We start from the raw sequence: 19,878 nt of genomic DNA, 5'->3' as shown, positions 1-19,878 counted from the left end.
AGCAACATCCATCCGATGGTGTCGCGTGGCGGCAACAGGGGGTCTATTCTGTTTTGCACGAAAGGGGTATACCATGCTAGGACTTGTCAAAAAGATCTTCGGCGACATGAATGAACGTGATGTTAAACGTCTGATGAAGACGGTCGATGTGATCAATAAACTGGAACCACAATTTCAGGCGTTATCTGATGAACAACTGAAAGGTAAAACGGAGGAATACCGTGCTCGTATCGAAAAGGGAGAAACAACAGATGAGCTTCTTCCAGAGGCATTTGCAACTGTACGTGAGGCATCACGCCGTGTACTGGGCAAGCGCCACTACGATGTACAGATGCTAGGCGGTATCGCGCTGCATGAAGGCCGTATTTCCGAGATGAAAACGGGTGAAGGTAAAACGCTGGTAGGAACACTTCCGGTATACCTGAACGCGTTGATGTCCAAAGGTGTTCACGTGGTCACGGTCAATGACTATTTGGCACAGCGGGATAGCCAGGAAATGGGACAAATCTACGAATTCATGGGCATGACGGTAGGGGTTAACCTGAGCGGTATGGACCATGCGTTGAAACAGCATGCATATGCATGTGATATTACGTACGGAACGAACAATGAATTTGGTTTTGACTATCTGCGTGACAACATGGTGCTATACAAAGAACAAATGGTACAACGTCCATTGTTCTTCTGTATCATTGATGAGGTGGACTCCATCTTGGTCGATGAGGCGCGTACGCCACTCATTATCTCTGGACAAGCTCAGAAATCGACAGATCTGTATTATGCAGCTGACCGTTTTGTGAAGCGTTTGGTACCAGAGGAAGACTTTACGGTAGACATCAAGGTGAAATCCGTAGCGTTGACTGAGGCGGGTGTGGCCAAAGCAGAGAAAGCATTTGGGATCGAGAACTTGTATGATCATGCCAACGTTACGCTCAACCATCACATTGTACAGGGTTTGAAAGCGAACGTAATCATGCGTCGTGACGTGGATTATGTAGTCAGTGACGAAGAAGTTATGATCGTTGATGAATTCACAGGTCGTCTGATGTCTGGACGTCGTTACAGTGATGGATTGCACCAGGCGATTGAAGCCAAAGAAGGTATTGAAGTACAAAACGAGAGCATGACGCTTGCTACGATTACTTTCCAGAACTATTTCCGGATGTACCGTAAACTTGCGGGTATGACGGGTACAGCGAAAACCGAGGAAGAAGAGTTTAAAAAAATCTACGGTCTCGAAGTACTACAGATTCCAACCAACCGTCCGAACAAACGGGATGACATGGCAGATGTCGTGTACAAGAGCATCGATGGCAAGTTCAAGGCGGTTGTAGAAGAAATCGTGGAGCGCCACAGCAAGAATCAACCGGTTCTGGTAGGTACAGTATCCATCGAGAACTCTGAACGCTTGTCTGATATGCTTAAGCGCCGTGGTGTAAAACACCAGGTACTGAACGCCAAGTACCACGCGGAAGAAGCAGAGATTATCTCAGGTGCTGGCCAAGCGGGTGCAGTAACGATTGCTACCAACATGGCAGGACGGGGTACAGATATTATCTTGGGTGAAGGTGTAGCTGAAGTAGGCGGCCTTCATATCATCGGTACAGAGCGTCACGAATCACGCCGGATTGATAATCAGCTGCGTGGTCGTGCGGGACGTCAGGGTGACCCGGGTTCAACACAATTCTACCTGTCACTGGGTGATGAATTGATGAGACGTTTCGGTGCAGACAATGTATTGAACATGATGGAGCGCCTTGGTTTTGAAGAAGACCAACCGATCGAGAGCCGGATGATTACCCGTGCAGTAGAATCGGCGCAGAAGCGTGTTGAAGGTAATAACTTTGACGTGCGTAAAGTCGTTCTTCAATACGATGATGTCATGAACCAACAACGTGAAATTATTTATAAACAGCGCCGCGAGGTACTGGAGTCCGAAAATATCAAACAGATCGTTATGGATATGATCAAACCTTCCATTGAACGTATCGTTGAAGCACATTGTAGTGACGATATTCCGGAAAACTGGGAGCTGCAGGAAGTTGCCGATTACATGAACAGCAAATTGCTGGATGATGGTTCGGTAACGAAAGATGATCTATGGGGTAAGGAAGCAGAAGAGATCATCGAGTACCTGTTCACGAAAGTTCAGAACAAGTACAATGCACGTGAAGAGCGAATTGGCGAAGAGATGGTTCGTGAGTTCGAGAAAGTGGTTGTGCTGCGTGCAGTAGACAGCAAGTGGATGGATCATATTGATGCAATGGATCAATTACGTCAAGGTATCCACCTTCGCGCTTACGGCGGTACAGATCCACTGCGTGAGTACCAGTTCGAAGGCTTCGAGATGTTCCATCAGATGATCGCTTCAATTCAAGAAGAAGTAGCGACTTATGTGATGAGAGCACAGATTGAGAGCAATCAGGAGCGTCAAGCGGTTGTTGAGGAAAGTCAGATCTCGACAAGCGGTGAACCTGCTGAGAAACGTCCAGTGAAGGTTTCTGACCAAATCGGACGTAACGATCCATGCCCATGCGGTAGTGGCAAGAAGTTCAAACACTGCCACGGTCAAGAGTAGTACAACGATTTTTATATACACGATGACATGAACGGCTCCTCGCAGCCGGGTATTCCATAGGATGAAGTGAAGGATGCAAAACCGATGAATGGTGCATAGTTATAATAATATGACCATGATCACGGAGGAGAGATATACTGATACAACAGTAGTCTCAACACCAGAGTGGTGCATCTGATACCTGATCTGAAGGAATGCCCTGGATGCGGGGAGCTTATCTTAATGAAAAGAGGAATTGCACATGATCGATCCAAATGTGAAGCATGACCTGCGTGAAATAGGCAAGAAACTAACAAACCTTAGGGGGTCTCTTTGACTTAGATCTGAAGCAAGAGATGATTGGCAACTTCGAAGTGAAGATGTCTGCCCCGGATTTTTGGGACGACAGTGATAAGGCGCAATCTGTAATCGCTGAGCTGAATGCGGTAAAGGGATCTGTAGATCGATACACCAAACTTCAGCAGGATTATGATGATGCAGTGATGATGATAGAGCTGGCGGATGAAGAAGGCGACGAAGATCTCGCTACCGAGATTGGTAACAGTATTACAGCGATCGTGAATAAGGTTGCAGAGTTCGAGCTTCAGCTTCTCCTGAACCAGCCATATGACAAGATGAATGCGATTCTGGAGCTTCACCCGGGTGCGGGTGGTACCGAGTCTCAGGATTGGGGCCAGATGCTTCTTCGCATGTACACACGCTGGTCTGAGAAGCGAGGTTTCAAGGTGGAGGTACTGGATTATCTGCCAGGTGATGAGGCTGGGATCAAGAGTGTTACGTTGTCGATCAAAGGACATAACGCTTATGGTTATCTAAAAGCCGAGAAAGGTGTACACCGACTGGTGCGGATCTCTCCTTTTGACTCATCTGGCCGTAGACATACGTCCTTCGTATCCTGTGATGTGGTACCGGAGATTGATGACACGATTGAAGTTGATATCCGTACAGAGGATCTCAAGATCGATACGTACCGGGCAAGTGGCGCGGGTGGACAGCATATCAATACCACCGACTCTGCCGTACGGATTACTCACCTTCCAACAGGTGTAGTTGTAACGTGTCAGAATGAACGTTCACAGATCAAGAACCGTGAGCGAGCGATGACGATGCTTCGTTCGAAATTGTATGAGCGTAAAATTGAAGAGCAAAAACAACAGCTGGATGAAATCCGAGGAGATCAGTCGGATATTTCATGGGGTAGCCAGATTCGCTCCTATGTGTTCCATCCCTATAGTATGGTAAAGGATCACCGTACAAGTGTAGAGACAGGAAACACAGGAGCAGTAATGGACGGCGACCTCGATGCATTCATCGATGGTTATTTGCGTAGCCAGATTAAAGTAGAAACCGATTAATAGAAGTTCCTGTATGGACCCATACGTCTAGGCGTATGCTGGTGTATACAGGAGCTTTTTTTTGAATCATTTTATAAGATATAGAGAACATGAACGAACAACTGATCAGTCACAACAAAGGAGAGCACGAGAAAATGCAACAACGATCACAATTTCATAATAATCGCAAAAAGAGGTTAACCAGCCTCATCCCCCTAAACGGACCATGGAGAAACGTCGTGGATACGTTATCCATTATTGTAGGTTCGTTTTTAATTGCAGTAGCCTTTAATTTGTTTTTATTACCGAATCAGATCGCTTCAGGCGGGGTGTCTGGTTTATCGATCCTGGGCAAGGAATGGCTTAATTGGGAACCGGCATATACCCAGTGGGCGATTAACATTCCACTTCTGATTGCAGGATTTTTGCTCATTGGTAAGCAGTATGGAATTCGCTCAGTCCTCGGCAGTATCGTCCTGCCGCTATTAGTTTATCTGACGAAGGATTGGGCTATTCCAACAACAAATCCGTTGCTTGGTTCACTGTATGGCGGTATTGGCGTTGGTCTGGGGATCGGCATTGTATACCGCGGTCGAGGATCAACAGGGGGCATGAGCATTCTGGCCAGAATCGTGCAGAAATATAGTGGGCTGAGTTACTCAATCTGTGTGGTGATTATGGATGCTACCGTTATTATTATGGCTGCATTTGTATTGTCATTAGAGCAATCTCTCTATGCACTGATTGGATTGTATGTTACGGGGAAAGTGATCGATGCCGTTGAGATGGGGCTGGGTTTCTCCAAGGTGGCTTATATTATCTCCAACCAGACTGAAGCGATTAGCAAAGTGATTTTGGATGATCTGGATCGCGGTTTGACGAAGCTTGAAGCTAAAGGTGGTTACACCGATGATCAGCGAACCGTCCTGATGGTGGTGGTTGGGCAAAATGAGGTGCCAAGGCTCAAAACGTTGATCCGGTCCGTAGACCCGGGGGCTTTTGTCATTATTAGTAACGCGCACGAAGTGCTCGGCGAAGGTTTTAAACGGGGAGAGCATGTGTGAACGGTGTGAGAATTAGGTGAGTGAGCCGTTGTAGTGCTCATACGTTTGGGAATAAAAATTCAAAAAAAGCAGGTACATCCTTCTCTGCAATGGCAGAGAGGGAGTACCTGCTTTTCTACTATTAAAAGTTCAACTTAACATTTCACATAACGGAGAGGACAGAAATATCCTGAAGAAGTGGGACGTTCGCCTGAAAGCTTTCTGAAAGGAAGCTACTTCGGAAGCATATGCTATCCCCGGATTTTCCCCTTAAGAATAGGGAATCAAAAAAATCTGGGGATAAAGCTATGAGAAGGATATCCTGTCATCGGAGTGCCTACCGCCTACAGAATCGGAGATAACAGACGGGAAATCGCTTCTTTGAAACGAATAATCAGACTGCGTTTCTGGTACTCCTCGAGTGTCATCTCGCGCGATACATGCAGGTCGTGCTCAAAGGTTTGTACAAGTGCTGTCGCAATCGTTTCATCGTACATAAAGGCATTCACCTCAAAGTTCAACCGGAAACTGCGGTAGTCAATATTGGCGGTTCCCACGGATGCAACCAAACTGTCAATGATAAGTGTTTTGGCATGAATGAAGCCATTGTCATATATAAATACCTTGGCGCCAACCTTCAACAACTCGCCAATATAAGATAGCGTAGCCCAATAGACGAAGGCATGGTCTGGTTTATTCGGGATCATAATGCGAACATCGATACCGGACAGACATGCGAGACGAATCGCTTCGAATACGCTGGCATCCGGGATAAAATAAGGCGTTTGGATCAGAATCGAATGTTTGGCACCATTAATCATTTTGAGATAACTGTTCTTGATATGCTCAGTCTCTGCATCCGGTCCACTGGAGACAATCTGCATGGCCGTGTTGCCCGTACCCTCAATATGAGGGAAATGTGCCGGAACATATGGTGTGTCGTGTTGTTTGGACGCTTCATTCCAATCCAGGAGGAAACGGGTCTGCAATGCATGAACGGCATTCCCCTGAATACGCAGATGTGTGTCACGCCAGTAACCAAATTTCGAGTTCAAGCCAAGATACTCATCTCCAACATTAAATCCGCCCGTGTACCCCAGGTTACCATCAATGATGACAATCTTACGGTGATTACGATAGTTCATACGCAAGTTGATCAGACTGAATTTGGACGGGAAAAAGACTTCAACCAATCCGCCTGCTTCGCGCAATTCTTTGAAAAAGCGTTTGGATACCCGCCGCGAGCCGAGCGCATCATACAGCAAACGAACTTTGATGCCTTCCCGCGCTTTGCGGATGAGTGCATCCCGAATTCTTTTGCCCAGACGGTCGCCTCTATAAATGTAGTATTGCACGTGCACGTGATCCTTAGCCGCTTCGATGTCATCCAAGAGCCGCTGGAATTTGTCTGTTCCGTCCGTAATGATCTCAACCGCATTATCCTCGGTCAGCAGGGCACCGTTCTGCTTCAGGTTCATATAGATCATGTCTTGGCTACTCTCGGTTGCCTGGTTGCGGAAAGGGGTGCGGTTATCATGCAACTGTGCGAGCTGAGCTTCGATACGTTCCTCCAGCCCGAGTTTTTTGCGTTCCTTCCATTGGAAAAGCCGGTATCGGGTCAGATTCTGACCGGTTAAAAGATAAAGTACAAACCCAAACACCGGAATAAAGTTCAAGACAAGCAGCCAAGCCCATGAAGCACTAGCATCCTTCCGTTCGAAGAAAACAACGGCTGCCGCAAAAATAATATTCAGGCCCAGGAGTACAATAAGTAAAATGGATTCGATATGCACTATAGTCCCCCACGTCTCATAATGACCATCATGAATCTATTCATATGTCCTTGATTAGCAGGTTAGTTATGAATGAGACCTTGATTGTAATGTTTCCTACTAATACGTATTTTAACAGAAGTATACCTGTTCGTCCCGGATGTTAAAAAAGATATGTTCGGATTGGATGGAAATCCATGTGAAATTGATGATAGAGTGTTGTATTTATATAACCAGAGTCGTATAATAATACACAAATATGCATATAAGCGACGGAATTGCTGTGTTCGAGCTTCATTCATGCAAGGACATAGCACAAGTAGCGCATACATCGAGATTGGGGGAGCGAGAGTGAATAACAAATTAAAAGTAGCAATCGTCGGTTCCACCGGCTACGGCGGGGTGGAGCTGATTCGTTTTTTCCAGAACCATCCGCAGGTTGAAATCACATCGGTGATCTCATCATCGAGCAGTGGTGAATCCATCGCAGATGGGTTTCCGCATTTGACGGACGTGATTCACAGGCCACTTGACGGCGTAGATCCGGCTGAGATTGCGAGTCGTGCGGATCTGGTATTCACAGCGACCCCGTCCGGCGTAAGTGCGAAGCTCGTACCAAGTTTGCTGGCAGCAGGGCTTAAGGTCATTGATCTGTCTGGCGATTTCAGACTCAAGGATGGAACGGTGTATGAAGAGTGGTACAAACATCCGGCGCCTTCATCTGATTTGCTGGAACAAGCGGTGTACGGCATGGCTGAGGTGTACGGTGATAAGGTGAAGGGACAGAATTTCATATCTAACCCAGGCTGTTATCCAACGGCTACACTTCTTGGACTGATTCCTGCAGTAGAGGCAGGCTGGATTGATCCTTCTACTATTATTATAGATGCCAAATCAGGCGTATCCGGAGCAGGACGCGGAACAAGTCTGACGAACCATTATGCAGAGATGAATGAGAATTTCAAAGCCTATAAACTGAACAAACACCAACATATTCCCGAGATCGAGCAAGTGCTTGGCAACATAACGGGAACGCCCGTTACGGTTACCTTCACCACACATCTGGTGCCAATGACACGTGGAATCATGAGTACGATGTATGCAAAACTCATTGGGGAACACAGCGACCGGGAGATCGTGGATTTATATCGCAAATATTATGAGAACAGACCTTTCGTACGTGTACGTGAACCGGGCATCTGGCCTTCTACCAAAGAAGTGTACGGATCCAACTATTGTGATATCGGATTTGCGGTAGATCCTCGCACAGGGCGTTTGACGATTATTTCGGTCATCGACAACCTGGTGAAGGGTGCATCCGGGCAAGCGATTCAAAATATGAACCTGATGATGGGATGGGAGGAGAACCTCGGGCTGAACATGACACCGGTATATCCATAAGGATTGGAATTCAGAAGGCACTGGAATATTCGAAGTTAAAGTAAGAGTGCATTCTTGGAGTGAACTTAGGGAGATCGGATCAGGTTAAGCAGGCGGATCATCGGCATATAGCTGAACGCATACGGGGGATATGATATGGGAACGAATGTGGAGCAACAGAGTTTTACCGTGATTGAGAACGGAACAATTGTAACCCCTGGGGGATTCACTGCTGGTGGACTTCACTGCGGATTGAAAAAAACTTCTCGTAATGACATCGGAGCGATCCGATGTGATGTACCGGCTACAGCTGCTGCTGTGTATACAACGAACGTGTTTCAGGCAGCGCCACTCAAAGTAACGCGCGAAAGCTTGAACAACGGACGACTCCAGGCTGTTATCGTTAACAGCGGTAACGCTAATGCATGCACAGGGCAACAAGGGGAAGAAGATGCATATGCGATGCGCTCGGCTGCTGCGCGTGAGTTGGGTGTGGCAGAAGAGGACGTGGCGGTGGCTTCCACAGGTGTCATTGGGGAATTGCTCAAAATGGATGCCGTGCATTCAGGCATTACCGGCCTTCCGGCGCATATGGGCAAGGAGCCGAATGAGGCGGAACAATTTTCACAAGCGATTCTGACAACGGATTTGGTGAAAAAGGAAGCCTGCGTCTCCGTTCTGGTTAACGGCAAGACGGTTACGATTGCGGGAGCCGCCAAAGGCTCGGGAATGATTCATCCGAATATGGCGACGATGCTCGCTTTTATGACCTCTGACGCGGTCATTGGTGCAGAAGCGTTGCAGCGCCTGCTGCGCCAGGCAACCAATCACACATTTAACATGATTACTGTAGATGGGGATACAAGTACGAACGACATGCTGGTAGCCATGTCCAGTGGATATGCAGGCAATGAAGAGCTGACAACAGAGCACCCGGATTGGGACGCTTTTGCAGCCGGCTTCACCTATGTATGCCAAGTGCTGGCCAAAGCCATTGCTCGCGATGGTGAAGGAGCAACCAAACTGGTTGAGGTAGAAGTTACGGGTGCGGTAAGTGATGAATCTGCGCAAGCGATTGCCAAAACGGTTATCGGGTCCAGTCTGGTGAAATCCGCCATGTTCGGCGCTGACGCCAACTGGGGACGGATTATTGCAGCCGTAGGACGTGCCGGACAACCAGTGAACCCGGATACGGTAAATATTCGTTTGGGAGAGATCTCGGTACTCGAACAGTCCCGTCCAGTCGTTTTCGACGAAGAAGCAGCATTGGCGTATTTGCAGACCGATACGGTACGCATTGTGGTGGATCTGCACCACGGCGAAGGAACGGCAACAGCCTGGGGCTGTGACCTGACTTATGACTACGTCCGAATTAACGCAGCATACCGCACGTAATACGTCTTAGCATTTATTCTATTGAAGCTAACAGCTTCCCTATGAGAAGCTGTTTCGTAAATATATAGAAAATCTTTAAGGATTGAACTTTATTTGGTCTTTGAGATAACTGGCGAAGGCAGTGGAGAAGACGGAATCGATTCTGTAGAAGCGAAGCGTTCGCCTTTGTCTCCGGGTTTCCCCTTTATAAAGGGAATCGAAAAACCTGGAGACAACAGCGATCGAAAGAACAATCCGAATTCGGAATGGACTCATAGCAGCCTTTGTCATCTTTTAAAGGTGTTGAATTTTATTGAATGTGATTTTTACTAAGAAAGGAGCTTGCCCTCATGAATTCAACAATGCCAAACAACAGTACCGCAACGGAAGCGAGCACAGAGAAACAGATGTTTGTCATGAAATGTGGAGGCAGCACACTGGCGGCATTGCCAGAGTCCTTCTTTGCGGATCTGCGTGATTTGCAATCTCAGGGCACGCAGCCGGTAATCGTGCATGGTGGAGGCCCTGCAATTTCGGATAACCTGGCGAAGCTTGGTATCGAAACCGAATTCGTTAATGGTCTGCGCAAAACAACTGAACCTGTGCTGGATGTAGTGGAGATGGTGCTTGCGGGCAGTATCAACAAACAGATCGTGCGCCTGATCCAACGTGTGGGCGGTCGTGCACTAGGTTTATCCGGCGTGGACGGTGGTTTGATCCAGGCTAAACCTGTTACAAATCACGCAGAGATCGGCTGGGTAGGCGATGTCACGGGTGTGAACGCAGAAATTATCCAAGGCATTGTGAACATGGGTTACATGCCGGTTATCGCGCCAGTTGGTGTGGATGCCACCGGACAACGCTACAACATCAATGCAGATACAGCTGCGGGTGCTGTGGCGTCTCATCTTGGAGTAAGCCGGATGATTGTCGTAACCGACGTTCCTGGCATCATGAAGAACGTAGGCGGCGAGAAAAAAGTACTGCCATCCGTCTCTGTACAGGAGATCGAGGATATGATCCAAACCGGAGAAATCTATGGTGGCATGATTCCCAAAGTGCGTGCAGCTATCGCATGTATTCATGGTCAAGTACGTGAGGTCATCATCGTAGACGGAAGCGAACCCCAGATCCTAAGCCGAGTGCTCGGCGGAGAAATTATCGGAACAAAAATTATCCGTATGCAATAATTATGCTCAGTGCGCTAGGGTCTTCATGGTCTTATATTAAAACAAAAAATATGTGCAGGGCTTTTTTATGTGAAGATTGAACATCACACAATAACGTAGAGGACAGAAATAACCTGAAGAAGCGAAGCGTGCGCCTAAAAGCTTTCTGAAAGAAAGCTACTTCGGAAGCATACACTATCCCCGGATTTTCCCCTTTAAGGGGCAATCAAAAAATCCGGGGATAACAGCGATCGGAAGGTTGTTCTGCATCGAAGTGAAAAGTGTAAAGTTAAGGTGTTCTCATAATTAGTGCCGTTGCACCAACCAATAGGAGTGATATGGTGATGGCAAAAGGCAACGAACGGCCAGGTTCTGGCACAGCGGTAGCGGGCGCAGCAGCAACAGGTGCAGCGGTACAGACGGAAAGCTCGCTTTTTCAAACGTATGCGCGTTATCCAATCAGTCTGGTCAAAGGTAAAGGCAGTTGGTTGTGGGATGACCAGGGCAACCGTTATCTCGATTTCATGTGCGGACTTGCTGTAACCAGCCTCGGCCATGCACCGGAGAAAGTCGGCGCCAAGCTGAAAGCTCAGATTGATGAGCTGTGGCATGTGTCCAACCTGTTCCAGATTCCGGGCCAGGAGAAAGCAGCAGCACTGCTGACAGCCAATACATGTGCTGATGCCGTGTTCTTCTGTAACAGTGGTGCCGAAGCGAACGAAGCGGCAATCAAAGTAGCACGTCGTTATCACCAGAAAGTGAAAGGAACAGATCGCTATGAAGTGATCACCTTTGCCCAGTCCTTCCACGGACGGACACTTGCAACATTGACGGCAACTGGACAGGATAAGGTGAAAGAAGGATTTTTGCCATTGCCAGCCGGATTTGTAACTGTACCTTTGCATGATATTCCTGCACTTGAAGCGGCAATTGGACCTAAGACAGCAGCAATTATGCTGGAAATGGTTCAGGCCGAGGGTGGTGTATATCCAGTTGAGCCGGAATTCGTCAAGCATGTACGGAAACTGTGTGACGAGCACGGATTGTTACTCATTGTGGATGAAGTGCAGACTGGAATGGGACGTACTGGTAAATTGTTTGCGCACGAACATTATGGCATCGAGCCAGATGTGTTTACTGTGGCTAAAGGTATCGGCAGTGGTTTCCCTGTAGGCGCGATGTTGGGTAAAGGTTTCCTGCGGGATGCGTTTACACCAGGTAGCCATGCGACGACATTTGGCGGAACACCACTTGCTTCATCCGTTGTGATTGCAACCATCGAAACGATGTTGGAAGATCGTTTGCCAGAGCGTGCAGCGGAGATGGGTGAATACCTGATGAGCTCCCTGCGGAATCGTTTGGCAGGCAATTCCTTTGTGAAGGAAGTACGTGGCATGGGATTGCTCGTTGGTATTGAATGTGCTGAGCCGGTAGGTGATATTGTGCTTGCTGGGCAAAAACGCGGTATTTTGTTTGTCTCTGCAGGACCGAATGTGATTCGTTTGCTTCCGAACCTGTATGTGAGCAAAGAAGAGATCGACGAGGCCGTATCGCTGGTAGGCACATTGATCGAAGAGCACGTAGCGGCGAAAGCCTAATATAAATGAGAACCTTTCTGTCTCGGGGCCATTACCGGCCTCGAAGCAGAATGAGATGATGAATCCCTGTAGCCGCGCGGTGAACTTGCAGAAGGCGGAAATGATTACAAAACGTGAGAAGCACCCAGATAACGTGTCAACGTTGCTCTCTCTTCTGCCCATGCGGGTGCAGGGAACCGGAAATAAGGAGGACATTATAGATGACAGCACAACAGACGGAAAAGATTCAGAAGATTGATCTGAGAGGCCGGGATTTTATCGAGTTCACGGACTACACGGCAGAGGAGATTCGTTATCTGCTTGATCTCGCGATCGAGATTAAAGGCAAGCAAAAAAGCGGTATACCGTTTCAACCGTTGAAAGGTAAAACGATCGGCCTTATTTTTGAAAAATCATCCACACGTACGCGTGTATCCTTTGAAGTAGGCATGTTCCAATTGGGCGGACACGCGCTCTTCCTGAGCAAAAATGATATCCAGCTGGGTCGTGGGGAAACAACACATGATACAGCCAAAGTATTGTCCCGCTACCTGGACGGCATCATGATTCGTACCTTTGGACACCATAATGTAACTGAACTGGCAGAGCATGCGGATGTTCCAGTCATTAACGGTCTGAGCGATGCAGCGCATCCTTGCCAGGTACTGGCAGACTTCCAAACGGTGCTGGAGCACAAAGGCAAGCTCGCAGGTCTGAAAATGGCTTACATCGGAGATGGCAACAACATGGCACACTCCCTGATGCTCGGTGCAGCGAAGATGGGGATGCATGTTGCTGTAGCAACGCCAGAAGGTTATGAGCCGGATAGCGCAGTAGTGGAGCAGGCACGTATTATCGCACAGGAGAGCGGTTCTGAAGTGACTGTAACGTACAGTGCACAAGAAGCCGCCAAAGATGCAGATATCGTGTACACGGATGTGTGGGCAAGCATGGGCTTTGAAGAAGAGCAGAAGATTCGTGAGCAAGCGTTTGCGGCATACCAAGTGGATGAGGAACTGATGAAAGGCGCGAAGCCGGACTACATGTTCTTGCACTGTCTGCCAGCACACCGCGGCGAAGAAGTGAGTGCCGGTGTAATTGACGGACCGAACTCCCTGATCTTTGATCAGGCAGAGAATCGCTTGCATGCACAGAAAGCATTAATGGCTGCGTTAATGAGCGAATAGATGTTGTTTGCCTTTATGGGTTGATTTTAGGCGCAGATTTCGCGATGATAGATAAAAAATAAATGATTAATAAGTTTAAACTGAAACATACACAAAAACGGAGATTACAGAAAGAGCCTGTAGAAGCGAAGCGTTCGCCTTTATAACCTAATTTTCTCTTTTTAAAAAGGATTCAAGAAAATTAGGGGATAACAGCGATCAAAAGGTTTTCTGTAGTCGTAGTGATCAGTGGATGAACAAGGGTTTAACTTATAGCAACTGATCTTGGGGAGGACCATCGAACATGGCTAAGGAAAAAATTGTACTCGCGTATTCAGGCGGGTTGGACACATCTGTAATTTTGAAATGGTTGAAAGAAACATATGATGCTGAGATTATCGCCTTCACAGCGGATATCGGACAAAAGGACGAACTGGATGGCTTGGAGGAAAAAGCACTCGCTACGGGCGCTTCCAAAGTATACATTGACGATCTGCGCGATGAATTCGCGAAAGATTTCATCTATCCAATGTTCCAGGCAGGTGCCCTTTATGAAGGACAATACCTGCTTGGCACAAGTATCGCTCGTCCACTGATCGCTAAACGCATGGTGGATATCGCTCGTGCAGAAGGCGCTACAGCCATCGCTCACGGCGCTACGGGTAAAGGGAATGACCAAGTTCGCTTTGAGTTGAACGCGGCCGCGCTGACACCAGACATTAACGTCATTGCACCTTGGCGTTTGGAAGAATTCCGCAACCAATTCCCGGGACGTGCCGAGATGATCGCGTATGCTGAGAAACATGGCATTCCGGTAACTGCATCTGCGGCTAAACCATACTCCACAGACCGCAACCTGCTTCATATCAGCTATGAGAGCGGTGTGCTGGAAGATCCTTGGTTCGATCCAAGTGCGGACGAGAACAAAGACATGTTCCTGCTGAGCAGTGCGCCTGAAGATGCACCGGATCAAGCGGAATATGTCGAGCTTGAATTCGAAAAAGGCGACTGTGTTGCACTGAACGGTGAGCGTTTGAGCCCATTGCAAGTGATGGAGCAATTGAACGAGCTGGGTGGCAAACATGGTATCGGACGTGTAGATATGGTTGAGAACCGTTTTGTTGGTATGAAGAGCCGTGGCGTATATGAAACACCGGGTGGAACAATCTTGTTCACCGCACATCGCAAAATGGAATCCATCACGATGGACCGTGAAGTGATGAACCTGCGTGATAGCCTAATCACACGTTATAGCACCCTGGTATACAACGGTTTCTGGTTCGCACCGGAGCGTCTTGCATTGCAAGCGCTGGTAACAGAGAGCCAGAAGAACGTAACAGGTACGGTTCGTGTGAAACTGTACAAAGGTAACATCATCGGCGCAGGTGTGAAAAGTCCTGTCAGCCTTTACAACCCGGACATCGCAACGATGGAAGCTGATCCAACGCAAGCTTACGATCAAGGGGATGCAACAGGCTTTATTCGCCTGAATGCACTGCGTTTGAAAGTAAACTCTGGTGTGGAGCAGAACAAAAACTAACTTCAACCTGCTTACTAGAGCTACATTAATATAATTGACAAGGCAGGCCGTTCTTGCACATCTGGCAGGAGCGGCTTTGTCCATGAGCGAAAGGGGAGTACTCACTGTGAGCAAGCTGTGGGGAGGACGTTTTACGAAACAAACCAATCATTTGGTTGAGGAATATACGGCATCAATCAATTTTGACAAAGCTTTGGCTGAGGAAGACATTCAGGGAAGTCTGGCCCATGTAACGATGTTGGGTAAATGCGGTATTCTTCCGGCGGAAGATATGGAAACGATCAAAGAAGGTCTAATTACCGTTCTGCACAAAATCCGTGCAGGCGAAGTGGAATTCTCCGTATCGGACGAAGACATTCACATGAACATTGAGAAAAACCTGATCGAAACGATTGGCCCTGTAGGCGGTAAATTACATACAGGCCGTAGCCGGAACGATCAGGTTGCAACGGATATGCACTTGTATCTGCGTGAGCGCGTGGTTGGTTTTGTAGGCATGCTGCATTCCTTGCAGGAAGCATTGATTGGACAAGCAAAAGATAACCTCGATACCATCGTACCGGGTTATACGCATCTTCAGCGGGCACAGCCAATTTTGTTCGCCCATCATCTGATGGCATATGTATCCATGTTCCAACGTGATGCGGAGCGTCTAATGGACAGCTACAAACGCATTAACATCCTGCCACTGGGTGCAGGTGCGCTCGCGGGCACAACATTCCCGATTGACCGTCATTTTGTAGCGGAACAACTGGGCTTCGATGGCGTGTACGAGAACAGTCTGGACGCAGTAAGCGACCGTGACTTTATCGTTGAGTTCCTGGCGGCAGCTTCGCTGATCATGACTCACTTGTCTCGTCTGAGTGAAGAGCTGGTATTGTGGAGCAGCACAGAGTTTGGATTCGTTGAACTGGACGATGCGTTCTGCACAGGCAGCAGCATTATGCCTCAGAAGAAAAACCCGGACGTTCCTGAACTCGTTCGTGGTAAAACAGGACGTGTGTACGGCAACCTGATTGGTTTGCTGACCGTACTGAAATCTCTTCCACTGGCATACAACAAAGATATGCAGGAAGACAAAGAAGGCATGTTCGATACGGTAGCAACGCTGGAAGGTGCACTTCAACTGTTTGCTCCAATGATCGCAACAATGACTGTGAACAAGGATCGGATGCGTCAAGCGGTCAACCAGGATTTCTCGAACGCTACGGATATTGCCGATTTCCTCGTAGGCGAAGGCTTGCCTTTCCGTCAGGCGCATGAAGTGATTGGTAAAACGGTGCTTTACTGCATCCAGAACAGCAAGTATTTGCTGGATCTGACGATCGATGAATTCAAGCAGTTCTCACCACTGTTCGATGACCGGATCTATGATGTACTTCAACCGGAAGCGGTAGTGAACGCTCGTAACGTTTACGGTGGAACAGCTTCGGGTCAAGTTGCCGAAGCCATCACACGCAGTGAGAAGGTACTGGAGATTACCGAGCAATGGATTACGAACCGCGGTTAATATCACGGTTACTATAGGTATTTGTACAGATAGGACAGGACAATAAAGAAGCAGGCCAGAGAACTTTGTTCTCCATGGCCTGCTTTTTTGTGTTTTACAGCGATATGATGTGGATCATTCCAGCTCCATAGCAATAGAAGGTTGTTGCCATCTGAATGCCAGTCTTCATTGTCTGCAGCGGTTATTAATGCTCTACTAATCGCGCTTGGGCAAAGGCAACCATTTCAATACATCCTGGATCTTGGCATCCCAGTAGCCCCATTCATGTTCACCAGGCCCTTCCTCGTACGTCAATTCGAAGTTGGTTTGTTCGCAGGCTTGACGGAAAGTTTGATTATCCTCATACAGGAAATCTTCCGTTCCGCAACATTGGTAGAGCAAAGGTCGTGGGCTTTCGCCAGATTGATTTTCTTTTAACAGATGGATCAGATCGTTCTCTGTACCTGTCACATCGGGTCCGAAAATCCGCTGTAACTCCGTTTGTTGTAAGGCTGAGGATGCGTTTCTATCCATATGTGCAGACATATCGAGAGCACCAGACAAACTGGCAGCTGCCGCATACTGTTCTGGTTTACGAAGGGCCAGCTTGAACGCGCCATAACCACCCATGGATAATCCAGCAACGAAGTTATCCTCACGCTTTGGTGACAGAGGGAAGAAAGAACGAGCAAGTTTAGGCAGTTCTTCGCTGATAAACGTCCAGTATTTTCCGCCTTCGACCATATCTGTATAGAAACTGCGATGTACTTGCGGCATAACAACGGCGATTCCTAGGTTGGCTACATAACGTTCAATCGATGTGCGGCGCAGCCAGATGGAATCATCATCCGATAGACCGTGTAACAGGTACAGGGTTGGATGAAGTCCTTTGCCAGTCACGTTCTCCATACCGATCTGATTGTGGGTTTGTTGCGGCAGAATGACATGCATACTGGTACTCAGCCCAAGTGTATCGGAGTAAAAATCACATTTAATAAGTGCCATGAGTATAAGAAACCCCTTTCATAAGTTCGTTAACCACGTATTTTTGACTTGAGAGGATGAGCCGGGATTGCTCCCTATTAGCTTTTAAGTGTCCATATTTAACAGGTTATACGCATTGCTGGTGCAATGCAATAACAAAGATGCACATTAAAAAATTATGCAGAAGTATCTCTAAATTGTAAGGTTTCAACAGGCTAAGCCAGATGAGTGGCGTGGAGGGAAGATCAACATTATTACGACGTTATTTACAACGTAACAATGTTATGTTACACTGATTTCACGATAAAGGGGGACCATATATGACGGATGATTTGATCTCCAAAAAAGAACTGCTGGACCTGACAGGAATCTCCTACGGCCAGTTATACCGCTGGAAGCGGAAAAATCTCATTCCGGAAGAATGGTTTATTCGGAAGTCGTCCTACACCGGACAAGAGACCTTTTTTCCCAAACAACAGATTTTACTGCGCATTGACAAGATTCTCAATATGAAAGACGGATTATCGCTGGATGAGCTGGCGGACGTGTTCTCACCTACGTTGGGTGAAGTGGAGATGTCCGCACAACAGTTGTTAGAGCGAAACATTGTTTCGCAAATATCGCTGGATTTGATGAAAGAAGCAGGTCGGGAACAATCGTTATATGCTTTGGAGCAGATCATGATGCTCTACGTCCTTGATAAGCTGTTAATGAGCGGAGATATTACTCGGCAAGAGGGTGTGTTGCTAATCGATGTGATGTCCGAACATTATTATCGTTTTACAGGCAAACCCAGCGAACTGGTGCTTATTCGTAAGATGGGTGTTCCTTCATTCATGCTGGTACCAGCAGGAACGGAGTTTTATTTTGACAATGGTGTGAAGGTGGTTGTTAGGCAGCCGATGGGAACATTTATGGAAGAATTAAAACTCAAATTGGGATAAGGAGAGGGATTGCATGGAAGAACGGAATAAGCGGAATGATCTGAATGTATCGGGTATGAGTCAAACGGCAGGTGGGGAGTTTCACCGTGTATCGATTGATGGCATGGCTAAGGTGAATGGTAATCTGGACTGTACCTCTATGGAAGTGAATGGAACATTGAAGATGCACGGCGCTTTAAGCTCCGAGAGTGCGACGATTAACGGCATGTGTACGTTGAACGGCCCTTTGACCAGTTCGCGTGTCCGGGTGGATGGCATGACGACGATTAACGGAGATCTCCATAGCCCTGAGCTTGAAGTGAACGGGAAATGCACCGTACGGGGACGAGTGGATGCGGAACGAATTGATATTGGCGGTGTGATTGATATTGAAGGTGATGTGCAATGTGAGTCCCTGAACGTACAGGGAAATATCAAGATCAGCGGCTTCCTGAATGCGGGAACAGTGGAGATCAGACTTCACACCTCTTCTTCGGCTAAAGAGATTGGCGGAGAGCGTATTGATATTCGTCGCAAGGAACAACAAAACGGGTTCTGGAAAAGTATTGGCCTGGGCGGAACTCCATCATTTAAGACATCCTTGATTGAGGGCGATGAGATTGTGCTGGAAGATACCGAAGCTGATATTGTTCGGGGGAGTAACATTTTCATCGGTCGCGGCTGTAACATCAGGCTGGTCGAATATTCAGGTGAACTTGAGGTAGATCAGGATGCCAAGGTGGGCAGCAGTCAGCGAATTTAAATTTTGGATATGGAGAGAAAGGGATGAGATCGACATGAATAACAATCCTGGGCGTTCATTGGACAACAAAATGGATATCAGCATCGTTGGTGATGGCAGTTCTGCTGGGGGCGTGTATGGCAAGGTTAAGGTCATAGGGGATGCGTCCTTTAACGACAATCTATCTTGTGATCGTTTCAAATGTACGGGTACATCGGTCATATACGGATCGCTTGAAGCCACAGAGATTAAAATTACGGGAACCCTTACTTTGACAGATCGAGCTGTCAGCAACGATGGTGAGGATGGAATTCAGGCATCTGGCCTGCATGCCAAAGCTGAGCATATCAAAGTGGTTGGTGAGCTTCATTTGTCAGGGGATTGTCAGGCAGAAAATATCAAGCTGAACGGACGGTTGACGATAGCGGGGATGCTCAGCGCTGAACACATGTTCCTCAAAATCATGGGTCCATCCGAGGTCAAGGAAATGGGCGGTTCTATCATCTCGGTGAAGAGTGGCCGGTTGAATGACTTGTTCACGGGGAATAAGTCGATTCTCAAGGCAGAGATCATTGAAGGTGATGACATTGAATTAGAGAATACAGAGGCTGAGATTGTCCGTGGCGATAAAATAAAAATCGGCCCTGGCTGCCGGATTGGCTCAGTGGAATACCGTTCATCTCTGCAAATTCATCCGCAATCGGAAGTTTTGCTGCAAAGCAATCGGTCTTTGGACTGATTAACGCAGACTTCCTTTCGGATATACTAATGCAGTCATATGAATAGAGCGTGAATGGAGAGATTGAG

15 protein-coding genes are annotated in these 19,878 nt (G+C 47.6%); 13 read left to right on the top strand and 2 right to left on the bottom strand.

Going from position 1 to position 19,878, the window contains the following annotated elements:
• The first annotated feature begins 73 nt into the window (after nt 1-73).
• The 3 genes from secA to NLBNIHML_RS14240 all read left to right on the top strand — a co-directional run bounded on the left by secA (nt 74) and on the right by NLBNIHML_RS14240 (nt 4,976).
• A complete protein-coding gene (gene secA, locus NLBNIHML_RS14250) occupies nt 74-2,578 on the top strand; it encodes a preprotein translocase subunit SecA (RefSeq protein WP_339238115.1) in 2,505 nt (834 codons plus the stop codon).
• A 241-nt stretch (nt 2,579-2,819) separates the two neighbouring features.
• A protein-coding gene (gene prfB, locus NLBNIHML_RS14245; RefSeq protein ID WP_494354580.1) for a peptide chain release factor 2 occupies nt 2,820-3,933 on the top strand; the annotation gives its coding sequence in 2 pieces (ribosomal slippage) (nt 2,820-2,891 and nt 2,893-3,933; 1,113 coding nt in all).
• A 134-nt stretch (nt 3,934-4,067) separates the two neighbouring features.
• On the top strand, nt 4,068-4,976 hold the full coding sequence (locus NLBNIHML_RS14240; RefSeq protein ID WP_339238111.1) for a YitT family protein: 909 nt from the start codon (nt 4,068-4,070) through the stop codon (nt 4,974-4,976).
• A 323-nt stretch (nt 4,977-5,299) separates the two neighbouring features.
• On the opposite strand, the gene cls is transcribed toward NLBNIHML_RS14240, so the two are convergent.
• Nucleotides 5,300-6,748 (bottom strand): cardiolipin synthase, encoded by a 1,449-nt coding sequence (gene cls, locus NLBNIHML_RS14235; protein WP_339238109.1) that lies wholly within the window; start codon nt 6,746-6,748, stop codon nt 5,300-5,302.
• Between the two features lie 330 nt (nt 6,749-7,078).
• On the opposite strand from cls, the gene argC reads away from it, so the two are divergent.
• The 7 genes from argC to argH all read left to right on the top strand — a co-directional run bounded on the left by argC (nt 7,079) and on the right by argH (nt 16,443).
• On the top strand, nt 7,079-8,128 hold the full coding sequence (argC, locus tag NLBNIHML_RS14230; protein ID WP_339257637.1) for an N-acetyl-gamma-glutamyl-phosphate reductase: 1,050 nt from the start codon (nt 7,079-7,081) through the stop codon (nt 8,126-8,128).
• Between the two features lie 135 nt (nt 8,129-8,263).
• Entirely contained in the window at nt 8,264-9,502 is a 1,239-nt protein-coding gene (gene argJ, locus NLBNIHML_RS14225; RefSeq protein WP_342571166.1) for a bifunctional glutamate N-acetyltransferase/amino-acid acetyltransferase ArgJ, read from the top strand.
• Nucleotides 9,503-9,831: 329 nt separating this feature from the next.
• Entirely contained in the window at nt 9,832-10,671 is an 840-nt protein-coding gene (gene argB, locus NLBNIHML_RS14220) for an acetylglutamate kinase (protein WP_339305396.1), read from the top strand.
• 323 nt (nt 10,672-10,994) lie between these two features.
• A complete protein-coding gene (locus tag NLBNIHML_RS14215) occupies nt 10,995-12,248 on the top strand; it encodes an aspartate aminotransferase family protein (protein ID WP_494354579.1) in 1,254 nt (417 codons plus the stop codon).
• A 200-nt stretch (nt 12,249-12,448) separates the two neighbouring features.
• Entirely contained in the window at nt 12,449-13,414 is a 966-nt protein-coding gene (argF, locus tag NLBNIHML_RS14210; RefSeq protein ID WP_494354578.1) for an ornithine carbamoyltransferase, read from the top strand.
• A gap of 283 nt (nt 13,415-13,697) precedes the next feature.
• Entirely contained in the window at nt 13,698-14,933 is a 1,236-nt protein-coding gene (locus tag NLBNIHML_RS14205) for an argininosuccinate synthase (RefSeq protein WP_145324334.1), read from the top strand.
• Between the two features lie 106 nt (nt 14,934-15,039).
• A complete protein-coding gene (gene argH / locus NLBNIHML_RS14200; RefSeq protein WP_494354710.1) occupies nt 15,040-16,443 on the top strand; it encodes an argininosuccinate lyase in 1,404 nt (467 codons plus the stop codon).
• A gap of 195 nt (nt 16,444-16,638) precedes the next feature.
• Here the strand turns inward: argH and NLBNIHML_RS14195 are convergent, their stop codons facing one another.
• Nucleotides 16,639-17,427 carry an alpha/beta hydrolase gene (locus tag NLBNIHML_RS14195; protein WP_339238098.1) on the bottom strand — a complete coding sequence of 263 codons (789 nt, stop codon included), beginning with the start codon at nt 17,425-17,427 and terminating at the stop codon, nt 16,639-16,641.
• Nucleotides 17,428-17,726: 299 nt separating this feature from the next.
• Between NLBNIHML_RS14195 and NLBNIHML_RS14190 the strand changes: the two genes are divergently transcribed.
• The 3 genes from NLBNIHML_RS14190 to NLBNIHML_RS14180 are packed head-to-tail and all read left to right on the top strand — an operon-like array spanning nt 17,727 to nt 19,810.
• Nucleotides 17,727-18,350, top strand: coding sequence for a YhbD family protein (locus NLBNIHML_RS14190; protein WP_494354577.1), 624 nt, complete (start codon nt 17,727-17,729; stop codon nt 18,348-18,350).
• Between the two features lie 13 nt (nt 18,351-18,363).
• Nucleotides 18,364-19,092: a polymer-forming cytoskeletal protein gene (locus NLBNIHML_RS14185; protein ID WP_339257622.1), complete on the top strand. Its 729-nt coding sequence runs from the start codon at nt 18,364-18,366 to the stop codon at nt 19,090-19,092.
• Nucleotides 19,093-19,126: 34 nt separating this feature from the next.
• Complete coding sequence (locus NLBNIHML_RS14180) at nt 19,127-19,810, top strand: hypothetical protein (protein WP_494354576.1); 684 nt, start codon at nt 19,127-19,129, stop codon at nt 19,808-19,810.
• Nucleotides 19,811-19,878 lie beyond the last annotated feature (68 nt).

The organism is Paenibacillus sp. JNU01 (genome assembly GCF_059130585.1).
This window is presented reverse-complemented; position numbering and strand designations above follow the sequence as displayed.